This window comes from Variovorax sp. CCNWLW186 (assembly GCF_037203865.1).
GTDB lineage: Bacteria > Pseudomonadota > Gammaproteobacteria > Burkholderiales > Burkholderiaceae_C > Variovorax.
In genome coordinates this window covers 232,774-256,854 of the sequence record NZ_JBBCBO010000003.1, presented here as the reverse complement: position 1 = coordinate 256,854, position 24,081 = coordinate 232,774, and the positions used below count along the sequence as shown (strand labels likewise).

At 65.7% G+C, this 24,081-nt stretch carries 29 protein-coding genes; 12 read left to right on the top strand and 17 right to left on the bottom strand.

Features of this window, described 5'->3' with window-relative positions; genetic code table 11:
• Positions 1–49 precede the first annotated feature (49 nt).
• The 4 genes from V9K97_RS05480 to minE all read left to right on the top strand — a co-directional run bounded on the left by V9K97_RS05480 (position 50) and on the right by minE (position 3,388).
• On the top strand, positions 50–1,336 hold the full coding sequence (locus tag V9K97_RS05480; RefSeq protein WP_337316810.1) for a solute carrier family 23 protein: 1,287 nt from the start codon (positions 50–52) through the stop codon (positions 1,334–1,336).
• A gap of 121 nt (positions 1,337–1,457) precedes the next feature.
• Complete coding sequence (gene minC, locus V9K97_RS05475) at positions 1,458–2,234, top strand: septum site-determining protein MinC (RefSeq protein WP_337316808.1); 777 nt, start codon at positions 1,458–1,460, stop codon at positions 2,232–2,234.
• A gap of 56 nt (positions 2,235–2,290) precedes the next feature.
• Positions 2,291–3,106 carry a septum site-determining protein MinD gene (gene minD / locus V9K97_RS05470; RefSeq protein ID WP_258503200.1) on the top strand — a complete coding sequence of 272 codons (816 nt, stop codon included), beginning with the start codon at positions 2,291–2,293 and terminating at the stop codon, positions 3,104–3,106.
• A 3-nt stretch (positions 3,107–3,109) separates the two neighbouring features.
• Complete coding sequence (minE, locus tag V9K97_RS05465; protein WP_126746603.1) at positions 3,110–3,388, top strand: cell division topological specificity factor MinE; 279 nt, start codon at positions 3,110–3,112, stop codon at positions 3,386–3,388.
• A 49-nt stretch (positions 3,389–3,437) separates the two neighbouring features.
• Here minE and V9K97_RS05460 read toward each other — a convergent pair whose 3' ends face one another.
• A complete protein-coding gene (locus V9K97_RS05460; RefSeq protein ID WP_337316806.1) occupies positions 3,438–4,367 on the bottom strand; it encodes an alpha/beta hydrolase in 930 nt (309 codons plus the stop codon).
• A gap of 207 nt (positions 4,368–4,574) precedes the next feature.
• Entirely contained in the window at positions 4,575–5,177 is a 603-nt protein-coding gene (locus V9K97_RS05455) for a TetR/AcrR family transcriptional regulator (RefSeq protein WP_337298353.1), read from the bottom strand.
• A gap of 207 nt (positions 5,178–5,384) precedes the next feature.
• On the opposite strand from V9K97_RS05455, the gene V9K97_RS05450 reads away from it, so the two are divergent.
• A complete protein-coding gene (locus tag V9K97_RS05450; protein ID WP_337316804.1) occupies positions 5,385–6,329 on the top strand; it encodes a CysB family HTH-type transcriptional regulator in 945 nt (314 codons plus the stop codon).
• Positions 6,330–6,443: 114 nt separating this feature from the next.
• On the top strand, positions 6,444–6,704 hold the full coding sequence (locus V9K97_RS05445) for a hypothetical protein (protein WP_126746599.1): 261 nt from the start codon (positions 6,444–6,446) through the stop codon (positions 6,702–6,704).
• A 103-nt stretch (positions 6,705–6,807) separates the two neighbouring features.
• On the opposite strand, the gene V9K97_RS05440 is transcribed toward V9K97_RS05445, so the two are convergent.
• Complete coding sequence (locus tag V9K97_RS05440) at positions 6,808–7,266, bottom strand: RcnB family protein (protein WP_337298351.1); 459 nt, start codon at positions 7,264–7,266, stop codon at positions 6,808–6,810.
• A 182-nt stretch (positions 7,267–7,448) separates the two neighbouring features.
• Here V9K97_RS05440 and V9K97_RS05435 point away from each other — a divergent pair, with 182 nt between their 5' ends.
• Together V9K97_RS05435 and V9K97_RS05430 are read left to right on the top strand one after the other, a co-directional pair.
• On the top strand, positions 7,449–7,670 hold the full coding sequence (locus V9K97_RS05435; RefSeq protein WP_337316802.1) for a hypothetical protein: 222 nt from the start codon (positions 7,449–7,451) through the stop codon (positions 7,668–7,670).
• Between the two features lie 56 nt (positions 7,671–7,726).
• Positions 7,727–8,365, top strand: a complete 639-nt coding sequence (locus V9K97_RS05430) for a GDSL-type esterase/lipase family protein (protein ID WP_258503193.1) — start codon at positions 7,727–7,729, stop codon at positions 8,363–8,365.
• A 9-nt stretch (positions 8,366–8,374) separates the two neighbouring features.
• Here V9K97_RS05430 and V9K97_RS05425 read toward each other — a convergent pair whose 3' ends face one another.
• From V9K97_RS05425 to V9K97_RS05410, 4 genes are all read right to left on the bottom strand, one after another.
• Positions 8,375–8,896, bottom strand: coding sequence for a class IV adenylate cyclase (locus V9K97_RS05425; protein ID WP_258503192.1), 522 nt, complete (start codon positions 8,894–8,896; stop codon positions 8,375–8,377).
• A 260-nt stretch (positions 8,897–9,156) separates the two neighbouring features.
• A complete protein-coding gene (locus V9K97_RS05420; RefSeq protein WP_258503191.1) occupies positions 9,157–9,516 on the bottom strand; it encodes a hypothetical protein in 360 nt (119 codons plus the stop codon).
• On the bottom strand, positions 9,513–10,106 hold the full coding sequence (locus V9K97_RS05415) for a cob(I)yrinic acid a,c-diamide adenosyltransferase (protein ID WP_337316798.1): 594 nt from the start codon (positions 10,104–10,106) through the stop codon (positions 9,513–9,515). The genes V9K97_RS05420 and V9K97_RS05415 overlap by 4 nt, the downstream gene beginning before the upstream one ends.
• Positions 10,107–10,136: 30 nt before the next feature.
• Positions 10,137–10,637, bottom strand: coding sequence for a DinB family protein (locus V9K97_RS05410; RefSeq protein WP_337316796.1), 501 nt, complete (start codon positions 10,635–10,637; stop codon positions 10,137–10,139).
• Between the two features lie 85 nt (positions 10,638–10,722).
• Here V9K97_RS05410 and V9K97_RS05405 point away from each other — a divergent pair, with 85 nt between their 5' ends.
• The gene (locus V9K97_RS05405) at positions 10,723–12,147 is read left to right on the top strand and encodes an FAD-binding oxidoreductase (protein WP_337316794.1); all 1,425 of its coding nucleotides are present in this window, start codon (positions 10,723–10,725) and stop codon (positions 12,145–12,147) included.
• A 75-nt stretch (positions 12,148–12,222) separates the two neighbouring features.
• Here the strand turns inward: V9K97_RS05405 and V9K97_RS05400 are convergent, their stop codons facing one another.
• From V9K97_RS05400 to V9K97_RS05355, 10 genes are all read right to left on the bottom strand, one after another.
• Positions 12,223–13,113, bottom strand: a complete 891-nt coding sequence (locus V9K97_RS05400) for a CsgG/HfaB family protein (protein WP_258503185.1) — start codon at positions 13,111–13,113, stop codon at positions 12,223–12,225.
• A gap of 107 nt (positions 13,114–13,220) precedes the next feature.
• The gene (locus tag V9K97_RS05395) at positions 13,221–14,171 is read right to left on the bottom strand and encodes a ParB/RepB/Spo0J family partition protein (protein ID WP_337316792.1); all 951 of its coding nucleotides are present in this window, start codon (positions 14,169–14,171) and stop codon (positions 13,221–13,223) included.
• Positions 14,171–14,716: an RBBP9/YdeN family alpha/beta hydrolase gene (locus V9K97_RS05390; protein ID WP_337316790.1), complete on the bottom strand. Its 546-nt coding sequence runs from the start codon at positions 14,714–14,716 to the stop codon at positions 14,171–14,173. Before V9K97_RS05390 ends, V9K97_RS05395 begins: the two co-directional genes overlap by 1 nt.
• Positions 14,717–14,755: 39 nt before the next feature.
• Entirely contained in the window at positions 14,756–15,667 is a 912-nt protein-coding gene (locus tag V9K97_RS05385) for a ParA family protein (RefSeq protein WP_258503180.1), read from the bottom strand.
• A gap of 7 nt (positions 15,668–15,674) precedes the next feature.
• Positions 15,675–16,289 carry a LysE family transporter gene (locus V9K97_RS05380; protein ID WP_258503178.1) on the bottom strand — a complete coding sequence of 205 codons (615 nt, stop codon included), beginning with the start codon at positions 16,287–16,289 and terminating at the stop codon, positions 15,675–15,677.
• 115 nt (positions 16,290–16,404) lie between these two features.
• A complete protein-coding gene (gene rsmG, locus V9K97_RS05375; RefSeq protein WP_337316787.1) occupies positions 16,405–17,046 on the bottom strand; it encodes a 16S rRNA (guanine(527)-N(7))-methyltransferase RsmG in 642 nt (213 codons plus the stop codon).
• Positions 17,043–19,001 (bottom strand): tRNA uridine-5-carboxymethylaminomethyl(34) synthesis enzyme MnmG, encoded by a 1,959-nt coding sequence (gene mnmG / locus V9K97_RS05370; RefSeq protein WP_337316785.1) that lies wholly within the window; start codon positions 18,999–19,001, stop codon positions 17,043–17,045. The genes rsmG and mnmG overlap by 4 nt, the downstream gene beginning before the upstream one ends.
• A 180-nt stretch (positions 19,002–19,181) precedes the next feature.
• Positions 19,182–20,069, bottom strand: a complete 888-nt coding sequence (locus V9K97_RS05365) for a transglutaminase-like domain-containing protein (protein WP_337298671.1) — start codon at positions 20,067–20,069, stop codon at positions 19,182–19,184.
• Positions 20,070–20,105: 36 nt separating this feature from the next.
• Positions 20,106–20,252 carry a hypothetical protein gene (locus V9K97_RS05360; RefSeq protein WP_337298670.1) on the bottom strand — a complete coding sequence of 49 codons (147 nt, stop codon included), beginning with the start codon at positions 20,250–20,252 and terminating at the stop codon, positions 20,106–20,108.
• Positions 20,252–20,437 carry a DUF1328 domain-containing protein gene (locus V9K97_RS05355; RefSeq protein WP_126746582.1) on the bottom strand — a complete coding sequence of 62 codons (186 nt, stop codon included), beginning with the start codon at positions 20,435–20,437 and terminating at the stop codon, positions 20,252–20,254. Before V9K97_RS05355 ends, V9K97_RS05360 begins: the two co-directional genes overlap by 1 nt.
• A 178-nt stretch (positions 20,438–20,615) precedes the next feature.
• Between V9K97_RS05355 and gstA the strand changes: the two genes are divergently transcribed.
• The 3 genes from gstA to V9K97_RS05340 all read left to right on the top strand — a co-directional run bounded on the left by gstA (position 20,616) and on the right by V9K97_RS05340 (position 24,018).
• Positions 20,616–21,224, top strand: a complete 609-nt coding sequence (gene gstA / locus V9K97_RS05350) for a glutathione transferase GstA (protein ID WP_337316783.1) — start codon at positions 20,616–20,618, stop codon at positions 21,222–21,224.
• Positions 21,225–21,367: 143 nt separating this feature from the next.
• Positions 21,368–22,162: an enoyl-CoA hydratase-related protein gene (locus tag V9K97_RS05345; protein ID WP_337316781.1), complete on the top strand. Its 795-nt coding sequence runs from the start codon at positions 21,368–21,370 to the stop codon at positions 22,160–22,162.
• Positions 22,159–24,018 (top strand): acyclic terpene utilization AtuA family protein, encoded by a 1,860-nt coding sequence (locus tag V9K97_RS05340; protein ID WP_337316779.1) that lies wholly within the window; start codon positions 22,159–22,161, stop codon positions 24,016–24,018. The genes V9K97_RS05345 and V9K97_RS05340 overlap by 4 nt, the downstream gene beginning before the upstream one ends.
• Positions 24,019–24,081: the final 63 nt, after the last annotated feature.

Here is a 24,081-nt window from a genome sequence, read left to right as displayed (position 1 = left end):
GCCGGAAGAAGCCCGCAAGGCACATAAAACTACCGAGGAGATAACACTCATGAGCAATCTATTCAGCTGGCGCGAAGTCGCCGCCACCGAGGGCAGCGTGGTCGCGCCCGACGAACGCCTGCCCTGGCTGCAGACCGGCGCCATGGGCGTGCAGCACGTCATTGCGATGTTCGGCGCCACGGTGCTGGCGCCCATCCTCATGGGCTTCAACCCGAACATCGCCATTTTGATGAGCGGCATCGGCACGCTCATCTTCTTCCTGGTGACGGGCGGCAAGGTACCCAGCTACCTGGGCTCGAGCTTCGCCTTCATCGGCGTGGTCATTGCGGCCACAGGCTACGCGGGCAAGGGGCCCAATGCGAACATTGCGGTGGCGCTGGGCGGCATCGTGGCCTGCGGGGTGATCTACATCCTCATCGGCGCCATCGTGCAGGCCGTGGGCACGGGGTGGATCGAGCGCTTCATGCCGCCGGTGGTTACCGGCGCGGTGGTGGCGGTGATCGGGCTCAACCTGGCGAGCGTGCCGGTCAAGAACATGGCGGCCGGCAACTTCGACGCCTGGATGCAGGCCGTGACCTTTCTTTGCGTGGGCTTGGTGGCGGTGTTCACGCGCGGCATGCTGCAGCGCCTGCTGATCCTGGTGGGGCTCATATTGGCCACCCTGGTCTATGCAGTGTTGACCAACGGCATGGGCCTGGGCAAGCCGGTGGACCTGAGCGGCATTGCCAACGCGGCGTGGTTCGGCCTGCCGACCTTCACCGCGCCGGTGTTCACGGCCAACGCCATGCTGCTGATCGCTCCCGTGGCAATCATCCTGGTGGCCGAAAACCTCGGCCACCTGAAGGCCGTCACCGCCATGACGGGCCGCAACCTCGACCCCTACATCGGCCGCGCCTTCATCGGCGACGGCATTGCCACGGTGGTGAGCGGCGCCGCTGGCGGCACGGGCGTGACCACCTATGCCGAGAACATCGGCGTGATGGCGGCCACGCGCATCTATTCGACGGCGGTGTTCGTGGTGGCCGCGGTCATTGCGCTGGTGCTGGGCTTCAGCCCGAAGTTCGGCGCGCTGATCCAGGCGATTCCGCTGCCGGTGATGGGCGGCGTGAGCATCGTGGTGTTCGGCCTCATTGCCATTGCGGGCGCCAAGATCTGGGTCGACAACCGGGTCGACTTCTCGCAGAACAAGAACCTGATCGTGGCCGCCATCACGCTGATCATCGGCACCGCGGACTTCACGTTGAAGTTCGGCGACTTCGCTCTGGGCGGCATCGGAACCGCCACTTTCGGCGCGATCATTCTTTACGCACTGCTGGGCCGATCGCGCAACGCCTGAGCCTTTTAAAAGTGAAACGCCGTGCAAGAAGTGTTGTGTCGGGTGATTGATGCGGGCGCCGGTCGCCGGCCCGAAGCCCGCGCCCGTTAGACTCCAACGCTTTTCGCACCGACGTTTTCCAATGGCCGATGTCTCCGCCGCGCGCACCAAGGCGGTTTTCGAATTCAAAAGCGCCACGCTGCCGCTGATTGCAGTGATCCTCAAGACGGCCGACCTGGCCGTGCTGGCCGAGGCACTCGATGCGCAACTGGCCGACTCGCCCGATTTCTTCGAGCAGGAGCCGGTGGTCATCGATCTCTCGCAGCTCCAGCCCGACGAAGAGAGCGGCGAGGAACCCGCCGAGCTCGACTTTGCGGCGCTGCGCGGCCTCTTGGCGCGCCACCAGACGCAACCCATTGCGGTGCGCGGGGGCAACGACGCCCAGAATGCCGCCGCCCGCGCGGCCGGCCTCTCGCTGACGGCCATGCCGGTGGCGCCCGCGCCGCGCTCCCCGGCACCGCCGGCGGCCGCGCCAGCGCCCGCCAGCGACGCACCGCAGATCGTGCGCGAAGTGCCGGTGCCGGCCAACGGCACGCTCGTGATCGACAAGCCGTTGCGCTCGGGCCAGCAGGTCTACGCCCGCGGCGGCGACGTGGTGGTGACCGCGGTGGTGAGCTTCGGCGCCGAAGTCATCGCGGACGGCAACGTGCACGTGTATGCGCCGCTGCGAGGCAAGGCGATTGCCGGCGCGCGCGGCAACACAGAGGCGCGCATCTTCTCGACCTGCATGGAAGCGCAGCTGGTGGCCATTGCGGGCATCTACCGCACCAACGAAGTGCCGCTGCCGGACCCCGTGCTGGGCAAGCCGGCGCAAATACGCCTCGATGGCAAAAAACTAGTGATCGACGCGATTCCCTGACGGGCCGCGGCGAATCTGAAAAACCAACAACCGAATCGAAACAAGAAGGAATGGCCATGGCCAAAATTGTGGTGGTGACCTCAGGCAAGGGCGGCGTCGGCAAGACCACGACGAGCGCCAGCTTTGCGTCGGGCCTCGCGCTCGCGGGCAAGAAGACGGCGGTGATCGACTTCGACGTGGGCCTGCGCAACCTCGACCTGATCATGGGCTGCGAGCGCCGCGTGGTGTACGACCTGATCAACGTGATCCAGGGCGAAGCCAACCTGAGCCAGGCGCTCATCAAGGACAAGCAGTGCGACAACCTCTTCGTGCTGGCTGCCTCGCAGACGCGCGACAAGGAAGCCCTGACGCAAGAGGGCGTGGAAAAGGTGCTGAACGACCTGGCCGCGATGGACTTCGACTACATCGTGTGCGACTCGCCCGCGGGCATCGAGACCGGCGCGATGATGGCCATGCACTTTGCCGACGAGGCGCTGGTGGTGACCAACCCCGAGGTATCCTCGGTGCGCGACTCCGACCGCATCCTGGGCATGCTGAGCAGCAAGACCAAGCGGGCGAAGGAAGGCGGCGACCCCATCAAGGAGCACCTGCTGATCACCCGCTACAACCCCAACCGCGTGGCCGGCGGCCAGATGCTCTCGCTGGAAGACATCCAGGACATCCTGCGCATCAAGCTGATCGGCGTCATTCCCGAATCCGAAAGCGTGCTGCAGGCGTCCAACCAGGGCGTGCCCGCCATCCACGACAAGGATACCGACGTGGCCAAGGCCTACAGCGACGTGGTCGCGCGCTTCCTGGGCGAAGACCGCCCGATGCGCTTCGTCGACGCCGAAAAGCCGGGCTTCTTCAAGCGAATCTTTGGAGGCAAGTAGGCCATGTCCTTTTTCTCGTTCCTGCTCGGCGAAAAGAAGAAGACGGCCAGCGTCGCCAAAGAGCGGCTGCAGATCATCCTCGCGCACGAGCGGTCCAGCCTCAGCGGCAAGAAGCGCCCCGACTACCTGCCTGACCTCCAGCGTGAGCTGATGGCGGTGATCTCCAAGTACGTGAAGATCAATGCCGAGGACATCAAGGTTCACCTGGAAAAGCAGGACGACCTGGAAGTGCTCGACATCAAGATCGAACTGCCCGACGCCTCGCCCACGCCGGCGCGCTGAGCGCCCGGCAGGCGGGCCGTGCAACCCGCACGGCCTGCGCGGCTTTCGGTCAGTCCCCCCGCGCAATGAAGCGCGTCACCTGCTGGATCACGCCCTCCTCCTTGAGGATGCGGCGGTGCCCCAGCCCCTGCGTGGCCACGAGCTGCGCCCCCTTGATCGCATCGCGGTAGGCCTCCGCATCGGCGAAGCGGTTCACGCGGTCGTCGCGGTCATGCACGATGAGCGTCGGCTGCACGATACGCGGCCCGACGGCGGCCGGTTCGAGCTGCGCCATCAGGAAGCCTTCCTGCGCCTCGAACAGCCGCTGCATGGCGAGCCGCGTCTTCTCGCTCAGCCCGAAGGTGTGCGTGAAGTAGCGCGTGAATTCGCGCGCCGAAGCCGGTGGTGCGAGCAGCACCAGCCGCTCGGCGCGCAGGCCCTGCGCGGCGGCCACCCCGAGCGCGTTGGCACCCATCGAATGCGCGACCACGGCGCGGAGGGCATGGCCGTCTGCCACGAGCCTTGCCACCACGTACGAGATGGCACGCGCGAACTGCGGCGCGTTGCTCATCATGCCGGCGCTCCGGCCATGGGCCGGCAGCTCGAGCAGCACCGGCCGCAGGCCCGCGTCGGCCACGGCCTCCGCCAGCGTCAGCATCTGCCCCGCGTGCCCGCCCCAGCCGTGCACCAGCAGCACGACGGGCGCGGATTCCGCGCCTGAATCCTGCGTGGCGAGGTGATAGAGCCCGAGGCTCGCGTTCTCGAAGCTCCAGGCTTCGCGCCGCCATCCGGCGCCGGGTGCCTGTGCGCGGTAGAGCCATTTGAGCGGCAGCGGCGTGCCGAAGATGCGATGGGCCGCCCGCACGCCCAATGCGGGCCAAAGGCGCTCCGACGTGGTCAGGCCGAGGCGCACCGCGCGCATCAGGCGGCTGGGGCGGTAGTAGTTCGATTGCGCGGCATGCGCTGCCGCGGACGAAGAGGTGCTGCTGGTGCTCGTCATTCAATGGGCTCCCGCGTTCAAAACCAGACCCAGTCGTCGTTGCTGCGCGGCAGGCTGCGCAGCGCATCGCGGACGGTTTCGGCGCCGATGGCGCCCACATAGACAACGAGGCAGAGGGCGATGATCAGCATGGTGCTGCTCCTTTTTATCGCACGGTTGTGCGAAATTGATCCAAGCAAAAACGAAGAAGACGACCCGTCCGATGGCTCAGGCGCGGTAGCTGGAAAGAAGCCGCTGCCAGGTGCGCATGGCGCGGTCGGCGGCTTGTGGATCGCGCAGAAAGCGCGCGTCATGCAGGAGGCCGATGATGACGCCGTTGATTTCGCTGACCACCTGAGCGGCATCGGTGTCGGCCCGGAACTCGCCGGTTTCCACCGCCTGCAATACGGTGCGGCGCAGCGCGGCGCGCCAGCGCGTGACCTCGCTGAACAGCAGGTCGCGCAGCTCGCCTTCGCGGTCGTCGTACTCGAACGCGCCCGCCGTGTAGATGCAGCCGGTTTCGGCTTCGATGTCGCGGGTGCGGGCAATCCAGCGGTCGACGATGTCGTTGAGCCGTGCAAGGCCCTTGGGCTTTTGCATGGCGGGCACGAACACGTCGGCAAGGAAGCGGCGGCCGTATTCTTCGATGACCGCCTTCTGCAGCGCCTCGCGCGAACCCACGCGGGAGAACACGCCGCTCTTGGAAAGCGCCAGGCGGCTGGCCACGGCCTGCAACGTGATGGCTTCCAACCCCTCGGTCAACGCAACGTCCATCGCCGCACCGATGATGGCGGTGCGGGTGAGTTCGCTTTTCTGGGTCTTGGCGTCCATGGAAGCGACTTTAGCACATACGTGCGAAATTACAAGTTGACCCGCGGCATCGATGAGAGTGGGCCGGCAAAGATGATTTGCTCATGTGAAACCAACAAACGCATCGTTCCCCGCATAAGCGCTTCTGCCGAGAATCGCCGGGCGGCCCGCTGCGGGCCTGTCACCGTTTCCCTCTCTCTCGTCCTCTCTCGGATCCCTTCGCGCCAGATGAACTTCCAACAACTGCGCTCGGTACGCGAGGCCGTTCGTTGCGGCTTCAACCTGACCGAGGTTGCCAACACGCTGCACACCTCCCAGCCGGGCGTGAGCCGGCAGATCCGCGAGCTGGAGGAAGAACTGGGCATCGAGTTGTTCGTGCGCGCAGGCAAGCGGCTTACCGGGCTCACGGAGCCAGGCGGCCATGTGCTGCCGATCATCGAACGCATGCTGATGGAGAGCAGCAACCTGCGGCATGCAGGACAGGAGTTCGTCGCGCAGCAGAGTGGCCTGCTCTCGGTGGCGGCCACGCACTCGCAGGCGCGCTATGCAATGCCGGTGGCGGTGCAGGAATTTCGCGCGCAGTTTCCCAACGTGAAACTGCACCTGCACCAGGGCTCGCCCAAGCAGATTGCGCAGATGCTGATCGAGGGAGAGGCCGATGTGGGCATTGCGACCGAAGCGCTCGGCGACTACGCCCAGCTGGTGGCCCTGCCCTGCTATCGTTGGACGCACTCTGTGGTGGTGCCGCCGGGCCATGCGCTGCTCGACGCGCCGCTGACGCTCGAGGCGCTGGCGCGCTTTCCGCTCATTACCTACGACACCGGCTTTACCGGCCGCTCGCGCATCGACGAGGCCTTTGCGCAGCGCGGACTCGCGCCCAACATCGTGCTGTCGGCCATGGACGCCGATGTGATCAAGACCTACGTGCAGTTGGGCATGGGCGTGGGCATCGTGGCCGGCGTGGCCTACGAGGCCGAGCGCGACACGCAGCTGCGCGCACTCGATGCGGGCCGGCTCTTCGGCATCAACCTGACCAAGCTTGCCGTGCGGCGCGGCAACTACCTGCGCAAGTACGTCTACGCATTCATCGAATCGTTCGCACCCACGTTGACGCGAGCCGTCGTCGAAAAGGCTCTGGGCGGCGAAGCGAAGGGGTCGCACTACGAAATCTAGCGCGGATGCAACGTATTCGACGCTCCGAGCAACAGGTTTAAAAAAGAAGCATGAGGCTTCACACAGGGAGCGTACATTCGGGTTAATTCCTTGGCTTCCCGGAACGGATCAGCAATGGCATCGACCCCGCAGCAGCAACAGCAAACCAAGGCCGCCCTCAAGGCGGCCGACGCCGCCGAACGGCGCGAGCGGCTGAGACGGGCATTGCCCGCCACCGTGGAGCTGCTGCAAAGCCGCCAGGCCGACCGCATCGACGACAGCGACATCGAAGCGTATGTGAGCCTTAACTGGCTCGAATGGCACGGCGGCGGCCTGCGGCTCACCATTACCGGGCGCAATGTGTGCGCCCAGTCGCTGCCCACCGTCACGGCCTGAGAGCTTCGCTCCTCGCAAAACGAAAAGACCGCCGCAGGAGGTTCCTGCGACGGTCTTCTCTTCATTCAAGCCCGCGCATGGCGAAGGCTTGAGCGCTTGGCGCTTACTGGTTGCCCACGATGATCTGCGCGATCAATCCGGTGGCAATGGCCGCGAGCACATAGTCACCGCCCACACCCACCCACTGGTAGCCGCGGGGCGGCGCCTGCAGTTGATAGGCACGGTAGTCGTTCACCACGTAGTTGCGGCCACGGTACTCGTGGGGCACGCGTCCACCGCGGCGCCATTCGGTATGCGGTTGCGGATAACCGCGGCGGTCGAAGTGGCGGCCCGCACGATAGTCCTCACGGCTGTAGCGATCGCCGCGGTCACTGCGGTCGCCGCGCCGGTTGTCGTGCCGATCGAACTGGCGATGCTGTTGTTCATAGCGGCCATTGCCTCGGTCGTCGCCGCGGTCATGACCGCGATCGTGGCCACGGTCTTGCGCGAAGGCGCTTCCCGCGGCCATGCACATCGCGAGCGCCGCAGCAGCGACGGCCATGCTCTTTGACTTGATGATCATCTGGAACTCCTTCGTGTTGATGACGAGTCCATTGTCAGTGGCGCTTGTGTCTGCCCGGAGCACATCAGGTCGCCGTCAGGTGAAATCGCGTAAGCGCTGGTATCCGGGCGGCGCGTTGTCCTTCAATCCCGGTTTTGCATAGGTGATTTGCGCCGAGCGTGAGGGCTTTGGGGACAATGCGAATGCAGATCATCAGGCGCTGGGGGCGCCATCAATCGAATATGCGCGACAAGATCATCGGTGCCATCGGCGTAATCTGGGGTGGAGGCATGCTCCTGCGGTGGTTCATGACGGGCCCGCCCGCTGGCGTGGGCGGCTACGAGGGCGGCCAGACGGCCGTCGCGTTCCTGGGCGCCGTGATGGTGGTTGCCGGCCTGTACCGGTTCTTCAAACGTCCCGATTGAACGGGGCGGCGCATGTTCGCGGTTCCTCCTCGACTGCGTTTAAGCTCGCGCGCAGCATGAAGCGACGACACCTCCTCCACCTGCTGGCCGGCGCGCCCGCAGCCGCCCTCCTGGCCGCCTGCGGCAAGCGCAAGCCTTCCACCGCCGCGTTGAAATCGGATGCCCGCGTGCTCGCCCTGGGCGACAGCCTGACCTTCGGCTACGGCGCACCGCCCGGCGCGGCGTGGCCCGTGAAACTCGGTGAGCTCACCGGCTGGCAGATCGAGAACGCGGGCATCAACGGCGACACGTCGGCAGGAGCGCTGGAGCGTTTGCCAGCGCTGCTGGCCGCGGAAAGCTATGACGCGATCCTGATCGGCATCGGGGGCAACGACATGCTGCGCGGCGTGTCGCCCTCGGCCACGCGCGAGAACCTCGCGTCGCTTGTGAGCCAGGCACGCGCGCACACGCCTTATGTCGCGCTGCTTGCCACGCCGGCGCCCGATGCGATGCGCGCGGCTGTAGGCTCGCTGAGCGATGCACCGTTCTATGAGGAAGTCGCGAAGTCGGGGCAGGCGCTGCTGGTTGCCAATGTGTATTCGAGCGTGCTGTCGGACACATCGCTGCGCTCCGATCGCATTCATGCCAACGCGCAGGGCTACGCCAAAGTCGCGGAGCAGCTCGCGGATCAGCTCAAGGCCGCAGGCTGGCGCTGACGACAGCGCTCAGGCGGCCTGCTGCAGCAGATCGACGTAGGCGCCCTGCACCAGTTGGTCGGACGCGATGCCGAGTTGCGCCATGAGCGCATGGGCCTCGGCCACGCCAGCCTCGGCGGGTTCGCCTTCTTTCAGCACCACTTCAAGCTCGAGGAATTCACCGAGCCCTTCCACACGGTCAAGATGCACGCGCGTGCGGCCCACGATAAAGAGCCGGCGCTGCTTGCGCACACGGCCGGCCTGGCCCCAGGCAAGCGTGAGCGATTCGCGCAGCGTGTCGGGCGTGGTGGTGGGCGAGATCAAATAGAACGATTCCTTCGGGCCGCTGCTGTTCGCACGGCGATAGAAGATCAACTCGGCGCGATCGGGCGCGAAGGTGCGCAGCTTGAGACGGTCTGCGCTGTTCTCGCAGCGGAAGAAGGTGTCGTCCTGTGCGATTTCGACGGGGCCTGAATCGGCGAGTTGGGCTGCCAATTGGGCAACGCGTTCCACACTGTCGATGCGGGCCTTGATCTCTATGTTTCTTGCCATCTGTGGTTGATCGCTTTGTGCGGTATGGGGGGCTTATGGGGGGCTTTGTTCAGGGCGTCATTGTTCTTGGCGCTGCTGTTCAGGGCTTGTGCACAGGCCACCGGGTACTGCCCAACGCACCCGCTGGCGGGGTGCCTTGCGCAGCGAAATAAAGGAGGAGGCCGCAGGCCGGGGGACATTCGCGGAGAAAGGTACCCCGTCGGCGGGTGCGCACCATGAACGAAGCGCGCCGCACACCCTCAAGACGAAACGGGCTTCAATCAGGGCGCATTCCCTTGCGGCCCCACAGGCGGCGGCGCAGCGCGCCCACTGGAACCCGGCGCCAGCTTGCGCCCGAAGGACTCGCCCACTCGGCGCACAGGCCGGCTCGCTTTTTCCGATACGTTGTTGACACCACGCCGCGTTGCGTCTTCCGCGCGATCGATGCCTCGGCCCGCGGCATTGGTGCCGCGCTGCACGCTGTTGACGACCTTGCTGTCGCGCGGCGGCGGATTGAGCGTGTGGGCACGCTCTGCCTTGGGCGGGTTGTCCGCGCTCTGCGCATGCACGGCGGGCACGGACAACAGCAGCACCGCTGCTGCTGCAACGGAAAAGGCGTGGGCAGTTGTCTTCGTCTTCATGATGGGCTTCCTTCGTCTTTGGCATCGGCGGCCGCTGCGCGCGCCATGCGCTCGCTCTTCCAGTACACGTCGTCGCCGCCGTACATGCGGTTGAGCACACGTGCAAGCACAAAGAGCAGGTCGCTGAGCCGGTTGAGATACTGGCGCAATGCGTCGTTGAGTTCGGCCGTGGCACCGAGTGCCACCACCGCGCGCTCGGCTCGTCGCGCCACCGTGCGGCACACATGCGCGAGCGAGGCCGCGCGCGTGCCCGCGGGCAGGATGAATTCAGCCAGGCGCGGCAAGGCGGCGTTGTGCTCGGCCAATGCGTTGTCCAGTTGCAGCAGCGCGTCGGCCTTCAGCAGCGTGTAGCCCGGCATCGAAAGCTCGCCGCCCAGGTTGAAGAGCTGATGCTGCACGTCGACCAGCAGCTCGCGCACGGGCTCTGGCATGGGCTCGCAGAGCAGCAGGCCGATCTGCGAGTTGAGTTCGTCCACGTCGCCCATGGCATGCACGCGCAAGTGGTCCTTGGGCACGCGGGTGTTGTCGCCCAAGCCGGTGGTGCCATCGTCGCCGGTGCGGGTGGCAATTTGCGAAAGTCGGTTGCCCATGGGCGCTCCTGTCCGTGTTCTTGTGTTTTTCTACGGCCCGACCCTGGATGCGTCGATCTTGCCGAGCAGCCACTGCAGGCCTGCAAGATGCTGCTGGTCGTGGCTGCAAAGGTAATGAATGAGGCCGCGCATGGTGAGCGGTCCGTAACCCTCGAACACGGCTGGGCGTGCGAGTTGCGCGTCGCTCAGCTGCGAGATGATTTCCATGGTTTTCGCGCGTGCAATGCGGAACTCCGCCAGCACCTGTGCCGCATCGGCCTTGCCGTAGGCGCGTTCGATGGCAAGCGGTTCGCTATCGATCGATGCCAGCGTGGGGTTGTCTTCTTCCAGCGTGCGGCGAAAGCGCTCGTGGTAGCCCTCGATCTCGATGTCCCGCACATGGCACAGCTGTTCGATGGCCGTGAAGGCCTCGCTGGGCACGCCGTCCCATGACCGCGGGGCCCAGTGGCGGTGTGCCTCCGGAATGATCGCGTAATGGGCTTCGAGCAGTGTGGGAAATGCCGCAAGGGCAGCGAGCGTCGTAGGGTTCATGGCTTTTTCCGAAGCGCATTATGGTGCTCGCTCCGTAAAATGACCGAACAGAGCCTTCGCACCCCCATCATTCAGGAGACACCCGATGAACGCCCCGACCCAAACCTCGCACCTGCTGCCGGAGCTTCATCTGCGCGACGTGCCCGCCGCCCTCATCGATGGGCTGAAGGCCCGCTTCGGCGCCAACTGTTCCACGGCCATGGCGGTGCGCACGCAGCATGGCCGCGACGAGTCGTCGTTCGACGCCCCGCCCCCTTCGGCCGTGGTGTTTGCCGAAAGCACGCAGGACGTGGCCGATGCCGTAAAGCTCGCGAGCGAGCGCAGCGTGCCGGTCATCCCCTTCGGCGTGGGCTCATCGCTCGAAGGCCACCTGCTGGCGGTGCAGGGCGGCATCAGCATCGACGTGTCGCGCATGAACAAGGTGCTGTCGGTCAACGCCGACGACCTCACGGTCACGGTGCAGCCGGGCGTTACGCGCAAGCAGCTCAACGAAGAGATCAAGAGCACGGGCCTGTTCTTTCCCATCGATCCGGGTGCGGATGCTTCCATCGGCGGCATGACGGCCACGCGTGCGAGCGGTACCAATGCAGTCCGCTACGGCACCATGCGCGAGAACGTGCTGGCGCTCGAGGTGGTCACCGCCAGTGGCGACGTCATCCGCACCGGCACGCGCGCGAAGAAATCGTCCGCCGGCTACGACCTCACGCGCCTCATGGTGGGCAGCGAAGGCACGCTGGGCGTGGTCACCGAGGTCACGCTGCGCATCTACCCGCTGCCCGAGGCCGTGTCCGCTGCGATCTGCTCGTTCCCGAGCATTGAAGCCGCGGTGCGCACCACCATCGAAACCATTCAACTCGGCGTGCCGATCGCGCGCGTGGAACTCATCGATGTGAACACGGTGCGCATGGTGAACGCCTACGCCAAGCTCAACCTGCGCGAAGAGCCGATGCTGCTGATGGAATTCCACGGCTCGCCGGCCGGCGTGAAGGAACAGGCCGAGACCGTGCAGGAGCTGGCCAGCGGCCACGGCGGCAATGCCTTCGAATGGGCCAGCACGCCGGAAGAACGCACCCGCCTGTGGACCGCGCGGCACAACAGCTACTTTGCGGCCGTGCAGTCGCGCCCGGGCTGCCGCGTGATCTCCACCGACACCTGCGTGCCCATCTCGCGCCTGGCCGACTGCCTGCTCGACTCGGTGGCCGAGGCCGATGCCAGCGGCATCCCCTATTTCCTCGTGGGCCACGTGGGCGACGGCAATTTCCATTTCGGCTACCTGCTCGACCCGAACATTCCCGAAGAGCGCGTGAAGGCCGAAAAGCTCAACCACGACCTGGTGAGCCGCGCGCTGGCGCTCGAAGGCACCTGCACCGGCGAGCACGGCGTGGGGCTGCACAAGATGGACTTCCTGGTGACCGAAGCGGGCGTGGGCGCCATCGACATGATGCGCACGATCAAGCGCGCGCTCGATCCCAAGAACATCATGAATCCCGGAAAGATCTTCGCGCTCTGATCTGTTCGAGGACCCGATAAAAAAGCCCGGGGCTCTTGCGAACCGCCGGGCTTTTTATATTGCCACCGCCGCGTCTTACCTGCGGCGGCGGGCGGGTTGCTCCGCGGGAGCCGAGGTCTGCGACGGCGCAGCGCCGCCGTCCACGCCCAGGCGGCCACCGCCGCCGAGACCCTGGCCGCGCACCGTTTGCGCCTTGTAGTTGCGCAGTGAGCGGACCATCTGGTTGAACGCGTCCATGAAGGCCGCGGCAATCACCTTGCCCTGCGCCGTATTCGTGTACCCGCCAAGGCCGCCACCGGCACGGCCACCGAATACCGAGCCGAAGGCGCCGAAATCGGTCTTGGAGGCGCTGCCTTCCGATGCCGCCACCTGCACGCCGGAGCGGTTGTCGATGAGGGTCAGGAGCGCACTGGCTTCCTTGGTCTGCATGCTGCCGCCGACCGCAGCCAGGGCGCGCCCACGGTTGCCGCCGACCAACCCGCCCAGCGCACCGCCGATGCCACCCGCGTCGCTGTTGCTGAAGACGATCTCGGGCGAAAGTCCGTAGTCCGAAGCCACCATCTGGCCGCGTCCGAAGTTGCTGCCGCCACGCATTTCGCCCGACTGCATGAGCGCGCGTTCACGGTTCATGGCGTTCATGCCGGCCGCGCCGCGCTCGACCACCACAAAGCAGTTCGATTGCTGCACCAGCAAGCGCAGCAGGTTGGCCGTAGGCGGCAGGCGGTATTCGCCGGTGAGGATGGTGTACCAGCCCGAGTTCACGTTCTCGATGAGCGAGACGGTGCCGAGCGGCGACTCGCAGCGCTCGAGCTGGCTGCTTTCGCCGGCGGTGGCCGAACCGGCGGCGCTGCCGGTGGCCGTGGTCTTGGCAGACTGGCTGCCCATCTGCATGTCGGTGGTCACGCAGCCGGTCAGCAGCAGCGCGCCCACGGCCACGGCCGCGAGCGGAAACTTGTTGAATGTCATGAAAGGACTCCCTCTCCTCGAGATTGCGATTTGAAAATCAGCGGAGAGGATACGCGTAAAAGATTGCAAGAAACAATCACGCAAAAGTCCGAGCCGCGGCCCGCCGGCTAGGCCGTTCGGCGGATGCGTTCGATCAGGCCGTTGAGCGCCTCGATGGAGCCGAAGTGAATGGCGAGTTCCCCGCTCTCCTCGACCTTGCCGCCGCGCTTGCTGCGCTTCTTGATGCGGACCTCGACCTCGGCGGTGAGCAGGTCGGCCAGTTCTTCTTCCACGCGCTGCAGGTCGCGCGACTTTTCGCCGTCGTTGCCGCGGCGCGACGGCGTGAGCGTGAATTCGGCGGCGAGCCGCTTCACCAGCGACTCGGCCTCGCGCACCGACATTTTCTTGGCGGCGATCTGGTTGGCGGCGGTGATCTGCGTGCCGCGGTCCAGCGACAGCAGCGCGCGGGCGTGGCCCATGTCGATGTCGCCCGCCATCAGCATCTGTTGCGCCGGCTCGGCCAGGTTCAACAGGCGCAGCAGATTGCTGGCGGCGCTGCGCGAGCGGCCCACAGCCTGCGCCGCAGCTTCGTGAGTGAGCCCAAACTCCGAGACCAGGCGTTGCAGGCCTTGGGCTTCTTCGAGCGGGTTGAGGTCTTCGCGCTGGATGTTCTCGATCAGCGACATGGCCGCCGCGGCCTCGTTGGGCACGTCGCGCACCAGCACCGGCACCCGGTCGAGGCCCGCCAGCTTGGCGGCCCGGAAGCGGCGCTCGCCGGCAATGATTTCGTACTCGGCGTTCTTGGCGGCAGCCGATGCCTCGTCGAGCCGGCGCACCAGGATCGGCTGCATGATGCCCTGCACCTTGATGCTCTCGGCCAGTTCGTACAGCGCGCCTTCGTCCATGCGGGTGCGCGGCTGGTAAACGCCGGCCACCATCTGGTCGAGCATCAGCGTGTTCGGGTTCTGCGCCGCGGCGCCCTCTTCCGTCCCGTTGTTGTTGTCGGCGGCGGGTGCGGCCGTGGGGCCGAGCAGCGCTTCGAGGCCGCGCCCCAGGCCCTTGGGTTTCTTGGTCGCCATCAGTGCGTGTCTTTCGAGATTTCGTTCAATAGTTGCCGGCCTTCGGGCCAGTCGCCCAGGCCGGACTCGGCGTTCAAATGGCCGCCTGCGCCAGTGTCGACAAAGCGCGCGCCCCAGTCGTCGGCCATCTGGCGCGAGCGCCTGGCGTCGCAGTAAGGGTCGTCGTTGGCGGCAATCAGCACCGACGGAAACGGCAGCGGCTTGCGCACGATGGGCGCCCAGCCCGGAATCAGCTGGCGCAGGTCGTCGCGTTCCAGGTCTCCGGGGGCAACCAGCAAGGCACCACGCACCTTGTGCGTGTTGCGCGAATGCGCAGCCCAGGCGGCCACCAGGATGCAACCCAGGCTGTGCGCCGCAAAGGCCACCGGGCCGGGCGCGGCCAGCACTTCTTCCTCGAGCCGCGCGGACCAGTCGCCGCGCAGAGGGTGCATCCACTCATGCTGCTCGACACGGTGATCGCCATACAGCGACTCCCAACGGGTTTGCCAATGGCCGGGGCCGCTGTTCTGCCAGCCCGGCAGCAACAGGATGCGTGAGATGGTCATTTGCTCGAACTTGATGGCACACGTCCTGGATGGACGGCGTCAGATGCTTTTTTCGCTGGTGTCGGGTGCGGCCGCAGGTGCCAGCACGTCTTCGGGAATCGCCAGGTTGGGAGCAGCCGGCGCAACCTCTGCGATGGGCGGCGCCACCGCGCCGGAGGCGAATGCGCTGGCCGGCGGCATCTTCTCGACCAGCTCCTTGGCAAAGGCGATGAAGGCCTGGCTGCCACGGGCGGCCGGATCGAACACCACGCCAGGCAGTCCGTAGCTCGGCGCCTCCGCAAGCCGCACATTGCGCGGAATGACCGTGTCGAACACCTTGTCGCCGAAGTGGGACTTGAGCTGCTCGCTCACCTGCTGCTGCAGCGTGATGCGCGGATCGAACATCACGCGCAGCAGGCCGATGATCTGCAGGTTCTTGTTGAGGTTGGCGTGCACCTGCTTGATGGTGTTGACCAGGTCGGTCAGCCCTTCGAGCGCGAAGTACTCGCACTGCATCGGCACGATGACGCCATGGGCGGCGCACAGGCCGTTGAGCGTGAGCAGGCTCAGGCTCGGCGGGCAGTCGATCAGCACGAAGTCGTACTCGGCGCCGACGGCGGCCAGCGCGGTGCGCAGGCGTTTCTCGCGACGGTCGAGCGCCACCATTTCCACTTCCGCACCCGCCAGTTCGCGGTTGGCGCCCAGCACGTCGTAGCCGCAGCCGCCCTCCACCAGCTTGTCGGCCTTTACGCGCGCCTCGGCCACAGAGGCCGATTCGAGCAGCACGTCGTACACCGTCAGTTCCAGCTGGCGCTTGTCGATGCCCGAACCCATGGTTGCATTGCCCTGGGGGTCGAGGTCGATCATCAGCACCCGCTGGCCGACCTTGGCCAAGCCGGCGGCAAGGTTGACGGTGGTGGTAGTCTTGCCGACGCCGCCCTTCTGGTTGGCAATACAGAAAATCTTGGCCATGTGGAGATCAGCGGGAAATGGCGAGCTTGACGCCGAAGGCAATCAGAAAGACACCCGCGAGCTTTTCAAGGGCGCCTGAAATACGCGGATTGGCGCGGATGCGTTCGGCCAAAAAGTGCGTGAGCAGCGTGGACGTGAGGCCGTACAGAAAGGTGAGCACGGCAATCGTGACCGCCATGGCGCCGAAAGTGACCACGCCCTGGTGGCGCGCCGGATCGACGAACAGCGGAAAGAAAGCCATGTAGAACACGATCGCCTTGGGGTTGAGCAAGGTGATCATCAGCGCCTGGCGCAAGAAGTGGCTGGGGCGAATGTTGAGAATCGGCGCTGCGCCGGGCTTGGCAAGCAGCATCTTGAAGCCGAGCCAGGCAAGGTAGGCCGCACCCAGCCACTGCACGGCGGCGAAGGCGGTCGGGTAAGCGGCCAGCACGGCCGAGACGCCCGCCACCGCCGCCCACATGAGGAACTGGTCGCCAATGATCACGCCGAAGGTGGCGGCCAGCCCGCCGCGGATTCCGCCTTTGCTGGTCGAGGTAATCAGCGCCAGGTTGCCCGGACCGGGAATCAGGAGAAAGAGGACGATGGCAACAACGAATGCGCCGTAGTCAGCAATGCCGAACATGGGATTTGCCTCGAAAAAGAGAGCCAGGGGAAGGCGTCGAGTCTAAGCGAGGCAGGTGCCGCGAGGAGCGCTTGGCGCCGGCTTTCACCGGCGTCGCCGCTTCTTTTTTGCCGATTCAGGCGGTTTCTTTGCGCGCCCAAACGATGCAGCGCTCGGCGTCCAAGCCCGGGACGGTCAGTTGTTCCACGTGAAACACTACGACTTCTTGGGGCAGCACGGCAAGTTGGTCGCTCGGTACTTTGCCTTTCATGGCCAGCCAGACGCCGCCGGGCGCCAGCAGGTGTTTCGATCCGTTGAAGAAATCCGGGAGCGAAGCGAAGGCGCGGGAACTGATGATTTCGTAGCTGCCGGTGAGCGATTCGACCCGCGCGTGAAGGCCGCGCAGATTGGGCAATTCAAGTTCGGCAGCCACCTGTTGAACGAAGGCCGCCTTCTTGGCGACGGCATCGAGGCAGCTCACATCGAGATCGGGCCGCATGATGGCAATCACCACGCCGGGCAATCCGCCGCCGGATCCGACATCGAGAAGCTTCCCCTTCCCTGCCCACTCCCGCTGCAGCGGGGCTACCGCCGCCAAGCTGTCGAGCAGATGGTGCGTCAACACACTGGCCGGGTCGCGCAAGGCCGTCAGGTTGTAGACCTTGTTCCACTTGAGCATGAGCGTGCCGTACGCCAGCAGCTGCTCCGCCTGCTTATCGGACAAAGCGGTGCCCAGGGCTGCCGCGCCTTGGCGCAGCGTTTCGATGGGCGCGCTCATTGGGCGGGCTGCGATTCTGCGGTCGCTTCCGTGACGGCGTCACGGTTGAACGCCTTGTGGCCGCCTTTTCGCAGATGGATCATCAACAGGGAAATTGCGGCAGGCGTCACGCCCGAGATGCGCGAAGCCAAGCCCAGCGTTTCGGGCCGGTGCTTGTCGAGCTTCTGGCGAACCTCGAAGCTAAGAGCCTTGACCTGGCTGTAGTCGAAATCCGCCGGCAGCCGCAGGTTCTCGAAGTGCGCGGCGCGTTCTACTTCGTCATGCTGCCGCTCGATGTAGCCGGAATACTTGGCCGAGATCTCGATCTGCTCAATCTCGGTTTCGCTGAGCGCCGAGGCTGCGCTGTACTTCCCACCGTCCAGCGACATCAGGGTTTGATAGCTCACATCGGGCCGGCGCAGCAGATCGGCCAAGTTGTATTCGTGCTCGATGGCCTTGCCCAGCACCCGCTCCGACTCCGCCGCTGGCAGGTTGCGCGGGTTCACCCAAATCGATTTGAGCCGTTGTGTTTCACGTGAAACAGCATCGCGCTTCCGGCTGAAAGCATCCCATTGCTCGTCGCCCACCAACCCGAGCTTGCGCCCTGCTTCGGTCAGCCGCATGTCGGCGTTGTCTTCGCGGAGCTGCAGCCGGAACTCCGCTCGGCTGGTAAACATGCGGTACGGCTCGGTCACACCCTTGGTAATCAGGTCGTCAACCAGCACGCCCAGGTAGGCTTCATCGCGGCGCGGCAGCCAAGCATCCTCACCCCGGCATTGAAGCGCAGCGTTGATGCCGGCAAACAAACCTTGGGCCGCGGCCTCTTCGTAGCCGGTGGTCCCGTTGATCTGGCCGGCAAAGAAGAGGCCCTTAATGGCCCGGGTCTCGAAGCTGCTCTTGAGCTCGCGCGGATCGAAGTAGTCGTACTCGATGGCATAGCCCGGCCGAAGGATATGGGCGTTCTCCAGGCCCGGCATCGAGCGAACGAGCTGGTACTGAATGTCGAACGGCAAGCTGGTCGAAATCCCGTTCGGGTAGTACTCGTTGGTCGTCAGGCCTTCGGGCTCGAGAAAGATCTGGTGGCTTTCCTTGTCGGCAAAGCGGTTGATCTTGTCTTCCACGCTAGGGCAGTAGCGCGGGCCGACGCCGTCGATCTTGCCGGTGAACATCGGGCTGCGGTCGAAGCCGGAGCGAATGATGTCGTGCGTACGCTCGTTGGTGTGCGTGATCCAGCAGGCCATTTGCTGCGGGTGCATGTCGACCCGGCCCATGAAGCTGAACACCGGCATGGGCCCTGCCCCGCCCGGCATGCCGTCGCCCGGTTGTTCGGTGCACTTCGAAAAGTCGATGGTGCGGCCGTCGAGCCGCGGCGGCGTGCCGGTCTTGAGGCGCCCCTGGGGCAGCTTCAGTTCCTTGAGCCGCGCTGACAGGCTGATGGCCGGCGGATCGCCCGCGCGCCCGGCCTGGTAGTTGTCGAGGCCAACGTGAATGCGGCCGTCGAGAAAAGTCCCGGCCGTGAGCACCACGGTGCGTGCGCGAAAGGCAATGCCCACCTGCGTGACGGCGCCCACCACCCGGTCGCCTTCCACCATCAGGTCGTCGACCGCTTGCTGAAACAGGCTCAGGTTCGGCTGGTTCTCCAAGCGGCGGCGAATCGCGGCCTTGTACAAGACACGGTCGGCCTGCGCGCGGGTCGCGCGAACGGCCGGGCCCTTGCTCGAATTCAGAATGCGAAACTGGATACCCGCCTCGTCGGTGGCAATTGCCATCGCGCCGCCCAGCGCATCGACCTCTTTCACCAGGTGGCCCTTGCCGATGCCGCCGATCGACGGATTGCAGCTCATCTGCCCCAGCGTCTCGATGTTGTGGGAGAGCAGCAGCGTCTTCGCGCCCATGCGGGCAGCAGCAAGCGCGGCTTCAGTGCCGGCATGGCCACCGCCAACGACGATGACATCGAATTCTTCGGGATACAGCATGAGAGAGGGGCGCACTGACGCGTGCGCTGCGCAAAGGGGGCACCAATTTTAATCGGGGGTGCCGCTTTGCGCCCGGAATGGGGGCAACGTGGTTAATTGCCCTAAAAACGCCCGGATATCGTTCCAGCAACCATTTGATAGCTATCTATTTGATAGCATCACAACAAGGCTGCATCAGGTCTAATCGGCTGCGGCAGCCAGTTCCACGACAGGCACCGGCTTTTCGATGCCCACCAGAGCGCCCGTGGGCTCGGGCTCGGCTGGCGGCGCCACGCTCTCGTCCTGCAGTTCGCGAATCACCAGCGTCTTGCCCGTCATGGCCACCGCGCCGAATATCGTGCAAAAGGCCACGTCCTTGGCGTCGCGCCCCGTGCCCACCCGCACCAGCCGGTCGACCGGCGCCATGCGAGTCGGGTCGAACAGCACCCATCGTCCGCCAAGCCAGGCTTCGAAGACGGCATGGAAATCCTGCGGCGGTTCGTCGAACCACACGTAGCCCACCACCAGCCGCGCCGGAATGTTCAACGCGCGGCAGAAGGTAATGCCCAGGTGCGCAAAGTCGCGGCAAACGCCGGCGCGTTCCACGAACACTTCGCGCGCGGTCGTCGTCGAGTCGCTGCTGCCCGGCTCGTAGGTGATGCTGTCGTGAATCCAGTCGACGATGGCCTGCACCCGGCCGATGCCCGGCGCGAGATCGCCAAAGAGTTGCTGCGCGCAACGCGACATCAGGTCCGACTCGCAGTAGCGCGACGGCATCATGTAGTGGAGTATTTCGTTCGGCACCTCGTTGACCGGCACCTCCTGCAGATCGAGCGGCACGTCGACCTGCCTGCGCTGCACGGTCGCCTTGTAGCGGATCTTCAGCGGGCCGGGCCGTGCATCGAAGCGCACGAACCGGTTGCCGCTCGACTCGTCGCAATACACCTGCACCTCCGTCGGCGGCTCGATGGTCAGCGCTTCGCTGATCACGGCTTGCGAGCCCGCCTGCGCAGCCTCGATGTTGAGCTGCATGTGCGCGGGTGCGCTGACTTCGTAGCCGAGTTCCGCCTCGATGTGGGAGATGTGCATGCGCGCCTTCGGTGGTTTGTTGTTGTCGATCGGGGTTCAGGCGCGCCGGCGGCGCGAGCGGTGCTCAGGAAGCTGCCAGTGCGTTTGCGTCACCAGCAGCACCCGCATCACGCGGTGGGCCGGGCTCTGCAGCAGTACGCCCAACGGACGCGTGCGCGGCCACCGCGGAACAAGGCCGTGCATCAATCGATTGCCTTTTTGACTGCCCCGATTCCCAACGCCGCGAGAACCACGAAGATCACCGCCAGCACCAGGAACAGGCCGAACAGCAGCTTGGCAATACCGGCCGCGCCGGCCGCAACGCCGCCGAAGCCCAGGACACCGGCCACCAGCGAGATGACCGCAAAGATGATCGCGTACTTCAACATCTGAAACTCCTTGTGGTGGGCCACCCCACCGTTGCGGCGAGCTTAGAAAGGGCCCGCCGCCGCACCGATAGTCGGCGCGCGCGAGCAGCCGTAGGACAAAACGCGCATCGTGAAACCCGCTAGCATGCAGGCGGTCCAAAGATCTTTTCGCTATCCACATCCTTCGGAGATTCCTCGCATGAAGCTGTATTACTCGCCCGGCGCCTGCTCGCTCTCGCCCCACATCGCGCTGCACGAAGCCGGCCTCGCCTTCGAACCTGTGCTGGCCAGCACCAAGAGCCACAAGCTTCAGGACGGCACCGACTACTACGGCATCAACCCGCTGGGCTATGTGCCGCTGCTCGAGCTCGACGACGGCACGCGCCTGCGCGAAGGCCCGGCCATCGTCCAGTACATTGCCGATCTCGCGCCCACCAAGAACCTCGCGCCAGCCGCCGGCACGCTGCAGCGCTATCGCCTGCAAGAGTGGCTGACCTTCATCGGCACCGAAATGCACAAGGGCTACAGCCCGCTGTTCAACTCGGCCATGCCCGAAGAAGCCAAGACCATCTTCAAGGACAAGCTCAAGTCGCGCTACCAGTGGCTCGACGGCCAGCTCGCGGACAAGCATTACCTGATGGGCGACCACTTCAGCGTGGCCGACGGCTACCTGTTCACCGTGACCAACTGGGCCAAGCCCACCGGCGTGAACATTTCGGACTTCGCCAATGTGCAGGCATGGCACGCGCGCGTTGCTGCCCGCCCCGCCGTTCAGGAGGCGATGAAGGCCGAAGGCCTGCTGAAGTAAGAAGAAGCGCCCAGAACGCGCCTGCAAGCGGTTCGGCCCTCTAGGGAAAACCCGGGCCGCTTCAGCCACAAGCCGCATGTTGCGGCTTTTTTTTCGGGCCACGCTAGGGGTCGAATTCCACCTTGCAGCGAAGGACCCGAACGATGGCCGAAGCCCCTTCAGCCCCAAAACTGCGCGAGGAAGTGCGCGAGGAGATGCGCGGCCCCGTGATGTGGCTCACCATCGACCGCGAGGAGCGCCGCAACGCCATCAGCGCGGGCGTGCTCTCCGCAATGTCGAATGCGCTTGCGTGCGCCAACCAGGACCGCGCGGTGCGGGCCGTAGTCATTACCGGCAGTGGCACCCGCGCCTTCTGTGCAGGCGCCGATCTGCAGAGCGGCACCTCCTTCAAGTTCGACTATGCGGAGCCCCATCAGGGCTTTGCGAACCTCTTTCGCCAGGCGCGCCAATCGACCGTGCCGCTGATCGCGCGCATCAACGGCGCCTGCATGGCGGGCGGCATGGGGATCATGGGCATGTGCGACATGGCCGTGGCCAGCAGCCAGGCCGTGTTCGGGCTTCCCGAGGTCAAGGTCGGCCTCTTTCCCGCGCAGGTGCTCAGCGTGCTCGGCAACCTGCTGCCGCGGCGCGTGCTGGCCGAGATGTGCATCACCGGCGAACCGATCAGCGCCGCACAGGCGCTGGAGTATCGGCTCGTCAACCAGGTGAGCGACGACCTCGATGCAACGGTCGACTGGCTGCTCGGCCGCATGCTCGACAAGTCGCCCGCGGCCATACGGCGCGGCCTGTACACCATGAAGAAAATCGAAGCGATGGCCTTCGAGGAATCGATGGCGTTCACCGAAAGCCAGATCGGCCTCTTTGCACTGACCGAAGACGCGGCGGAGGGCCAGCTCGCCTTTCGCGAAAAGCGCAAGCCGCAGTGGAGCGGCCGATGAACCGCGTCGTGCGCATCGGCGGTGCATCGGGCTTCTGGGGCGACAGCAGCGTGGGGGCGCCGCAGCTCGTGGCCAGCGGGCAAATCGACTACCTGGTGTTCGACTACCTGGCCGAGCTCACCATGTCGATCCTCGCGGGTGCGCGGCTCAAGAAACCGGAGCTCGGCTACGCCACCGACTTCGTCTCGGTTGCGATGAAGGCGGTGCTGAAGGACGTTGTGCAGCAAGGCATCCGCGTGGTGAGCAACGCGGGCGGCGTCAATCCGCAGGGCTGCGCCGATGCGTTGGCCGCGCTCGCCGCCGAGCAAGGCATTGCATTGAAGATCGCGGTGGTGAGCGGCGACGACGTCTCGCCGCTGCTGCCGCAGCTTCGGCAGCAACAACCCCCAGTGCGCGACCTGCAAAGCGGCGCACCGCTGCCCGAGCGCGTGCTCACGGCCAATGCCTATCTCGGCGCGCGGCCCATCCAGGCGGCTCTGGACGCGGGCGCGCAGGTGGTCATCACCGGCCGGTGCGTCGACTCGGCCGTGACGCTCGGCGTGCTGATGCACGAGTTCGGCTGGCAGCCCGGCGACCACGACCTGCTCGCGGCCGGCAGCCTCGCCGGCCACATCATCGAATGCGGCTGCCAGGCCACAGGCGGCCTGCACACGGACTGGGACACCGTGCCCGACTGGCCGAACATCGGCTACCCGATCGTCGAGTGCCATGCCGACGGCCGCTTTGTCGTCACCAAGCCAGCGGGCACGGGCGGCAAGGTGACGCCGGCGGTGGTGGGCGAGCAGATGCTGTATGAAATCGGCGATCCCTCGGCCTACCTGCTGCCCGACGTAGTGGCGGACTTCACGCAGGTACGCATCGAGCAGGCCGGCGAACACCGCGTGCGCGTGCACGGCGCGCGCGGCCGCGCACCCACTGCGAGCTACAAGGTGTGCGCCACCTATGTCGATGGGTTCAAGGCCGCATCGCAACTCACCATCGTAGGCTTCGATGCGGTGGCCAAGGCGCAACGCACCGGCGAGGCGATCCTCGCACGCACGAGAACGCTGTTTGCGCAGCATGGCTTCGGTCCCTACAGCGGCACGCAGCTCGAGGTGCTTGGCGCGGAGTCTTGCTACGGTCCGCACGCGCGCGCAACGCAAACACGTGAGGCCGTGCTCCGGGTTGCGGTCACGCACTCGCGCAAGGAAGCGCTGGAGCTCTTCGCGCGCGAGGTGGCACCGGCCGGCACCTCTTGGGCGCCGGGCACCACCGGGGCCGGCGGTGGGCGCTCGCCGGTGTCGCCGTCGATTCGCCAGTACGCATTCCTGCTCGACAAGCCGAAGGTGGAAGCGCGCGTGGCGATCGACGGGCAGCGCATCGAAGTGCCGCGCGATGCGGGGCCGGCTGCCGGCGAAGAGACGTTCTCGCCAACGCCGCCGCCGCCGCCGCCGAGCATTGCCGAACCGCAGGTTGCATCTTTCGACGACGATGCCGGCATCGTCGAAGTCCCGCTCATCCGTCTCGCCTGGGCTCGCAGCGGCGACAAGGGCGACACCTCCAACATCGGCGTCATCGCGCGCCACCCTGCCCTGCTGCCGCTGCTGCGCGAGCAACTGACCGAGGCGCGCGTGGCCGAATGGCTCGCGCACCTGGTCAAGGGCCCCGTCACGCGCTATGAAGTGCCGGGGATCTGTTCCTTCAACTTCGTCTGCGAACAGGCGCTGGGCGGCGGCGGCATGGCGTCGCTGCGCAACGATGCGCTTGGCAAGGGCATGGGGCAGATCCTGCTCGCAATGCCGATACGCGTGGGCGCCGAATGGCTCGCGCTGCTGGAGGCAAACGCCCCGGCAGACCACGCCGCGCCAGGCGCCTAGCAGCAAACGGGCAACCGTGCCGCAGCAGGGTTGGCCGCGCGGGCTTAGCCTCGCGGCCTCTGT

What these genes read in the sequence shown, in the direction of transcription:
- V9K97_RS05480 (WP_337316810.1), top strand. Translation starts at nt 50, where the DNA reads ATGAGCAATCTATTCAGCTGGCGCGAAGTCGCCGCCACCGAGGGCAGC.
- minC (WP_337316808.1), top strand. Translation starts at nt 1,458, where the DNA reads ATGGCCGATGTCTCCGCCGCGCGCACCAAGGCGGTTTTCGAATTCAAA.
- minD (WP_258503200.1), top strand. Translation starts at nt 2,291, where the DNA reads ATGGCCAAAATTGTGGTGGTGACCTCAGGCAAGGGCGGCGTCGGCAAG.
- minE (WP_126746603.1), top strand. Translation starts at nt 3,110, where the DNA reads ATGTCCTTTTTCTCGTTCCTGCTCGGCGAAAAGAAGAAGACGGCCAGC.
- V9K97_RS05460 (WP_337316806.1), bottom strand. Translation starts at nt 4,367, where the DNA reads ATGACGAGCACCAGCAGCACCTCTTCGTCCGCGGCAGCGCATGCCGCG.
- V9K97_RS05455 (WP_337298353.1), bottom strand. Translation starts at nt 5,177, where the DNA reads ATGGACGCCAAGACCCAGAAAAGCGAACTCACCCGCACCGCCATCATC.
- V9K97_RS05450 (WP_337316804.1), top strand. Translation starts at nt 5,385, where the DNA reads ATGAACTTCCAACAACTGCGCTCGGTACGCGAGGCCGTTCGTTGCGGC.
- V9K97_RS05445 (WP_126746599.1), top strand. Translation starts at nt 6,444, where the DNA reads ATGGCATCGACCCCGCAGCAGCAACAGCAAACCAAGGCCGCCCTCAAG.
- V9K97_RS05440 (WP_337298351.1), bottom strand. Translation starts at nt 7,266, where the DNA reads ATGATCATCAAGTCAAAGAGCATGGCCGTCGCTGCTGCGGCGCTCGCG.
- V9K97_RS05435 (WP_337316802.1), top strand. Translation starts at nt 7,449, where the DNA reads ATGCAGATCATCAGGCGCTGGGGGCGCCATCAATCGAATATGCGCGAC.
- V9K97_RS05430 (WP_258503193.1), top strand. Translation starts at nt 7,727, where the DNA reads ATGAAGCGACGACACCTCCTCCACCTGCTGGCCGGCGCGCCCGCAGCC.
- V9K97_RS05425 (WP_258503192.1), bottom strand. Translation starts at nt 8,896, where the DNA reads ATGGCAAGAAACATAGAGATCAAGGCCCGCATCGACAGTGTGGAACGC.
- V9K97_RS05420 (WP_258503191.1), bottom strand. Translation starts at nt 9,516, where the DNA reads ATGAAGACGAAGACAACTGCCCACGCCTTTTCCGTTGCAGCAGCAGCG.
- V9K97_RS05415 (WP_337316798.1), bottom strand. Translation starts at nt 10,106, where the DNA reads ATGGGCAACCGACTTTCGCAAATTGCCACCCGCACCGGCGACGATGGC.
- V9K97_RS05410 (WP_337316796.1), bottom strand. Translation starts at nt 10,637, where the DNA reads ATGAACCCTACGACGCTCGCTGCCCTTGCGGCATTTCCCACACTGCTC.
- V9K97_RS05405 (WP_337316794.1), top strand. Translation starts at nt 10,723, where the DNA reads ATGAACGCCCCGACCCAAACCTCGCACCTGCTGCCGGAGCTTCATCTG.
- V9K97_RS05400 (WP_258503185.1), bottom strand. Translation starts at nt 13,113, where the DNA reads ATGACATTCAACAAGTTTCCGCTCGCGGCCGTGGCCGTGGGCGCGCTG.
- V9K97_RS05395 (WP_337316792.1), bottom strand. Translation starts at nt 14,171, where the DNA reads ATGGCGACCAAGAAACCCAAGGGCCTGGGGCGCGGCCTCGAAGCGCTG.
- V9K97_RS05390 (WP_337316790.1), bottom strand. Translation starts at nt 14,716, where the DNA reads ATGACCATCTCACGCATCCTGTTGCTGCCGGGCTGGCAGAACAGCGGC.
- V9K97_RS05385 (WP_258503180.1), bottom strand. Translation starts at nt 15,667, where the DNA reads ATGGCCAAGATTTTCTGTATTGCCAACCAGAAGGGCGGCGTCGGCAAG.
- V9K97_RS05380 (WP_258503178.1), bottom strand. Translation starts at nt 16,289, where the DNA reads ATGTTCGGCATTGCTGACTACGGCGCATTCGTTGTTGCCATCGTCCTC.
- rsmG (WP_337316787.1), bottom strand. Translation starts at nt 17,046, where the DNA reads ATGAGCGCGCCCATCGAAACGCTGCGCCAAGGCGCGGCAGCCCTGGGC.
- mnmG (WP_337316785.1), bottom strand. Translation starts at nt 19,001, where the DNA reads ATGCTGTATCCCGAAGAATTCGATGTCATCGTCGTTGGCGGTGGCCAT.
- V9K97_RS05365 (WP_337298671.1), bottom strand. Translation starts at nt 20,069, where the DNA reads ATGCACATCTCCCACATCGAGGCGGAACTCGGCTACGAAGTCAGCGCA.
- V9K97_RS05360 (WP_337298670.1), bottom strand. Translation starts at nt 20,252, where the DNA reads ATGCACGGCCTTGTTCCGCGGTGGCCGCGCACGCGTCCGTTGGGCGTA.
- V9K97_RS05355 (WP_126746582.1), bottom strand. Translation starts at nt 20,437, where the DNA reads ATGTTGAAGTACGCGATCATCTTTGCGGTCATCTCGCTGGTGGCCGGT.
- gstA (WP_337316783.1), top strand. Translation starts at nt 20,616, where the DNA reads ATGAAGCTGTATTACTCGCCCGGCGCCTGCTCGCTCTCGCCCCACATC.
- V9K97_RS05345 (WP_337316781.1), top strand. Translation starts at nt 21,368, where the DNA reads ATGGCCGAAGCCCCTTCAGCCCCAAAACTGCGCGAGGAAGTGCGCGAG.
- V9K97_RS05340 (WP_337316779.1), top strand. Translation starts at nt 22,159, where the DNA reads ATGAACCGCGTCGTGCGCATCGGCGGTGCATCGGGCTTCTGGGGCGAC.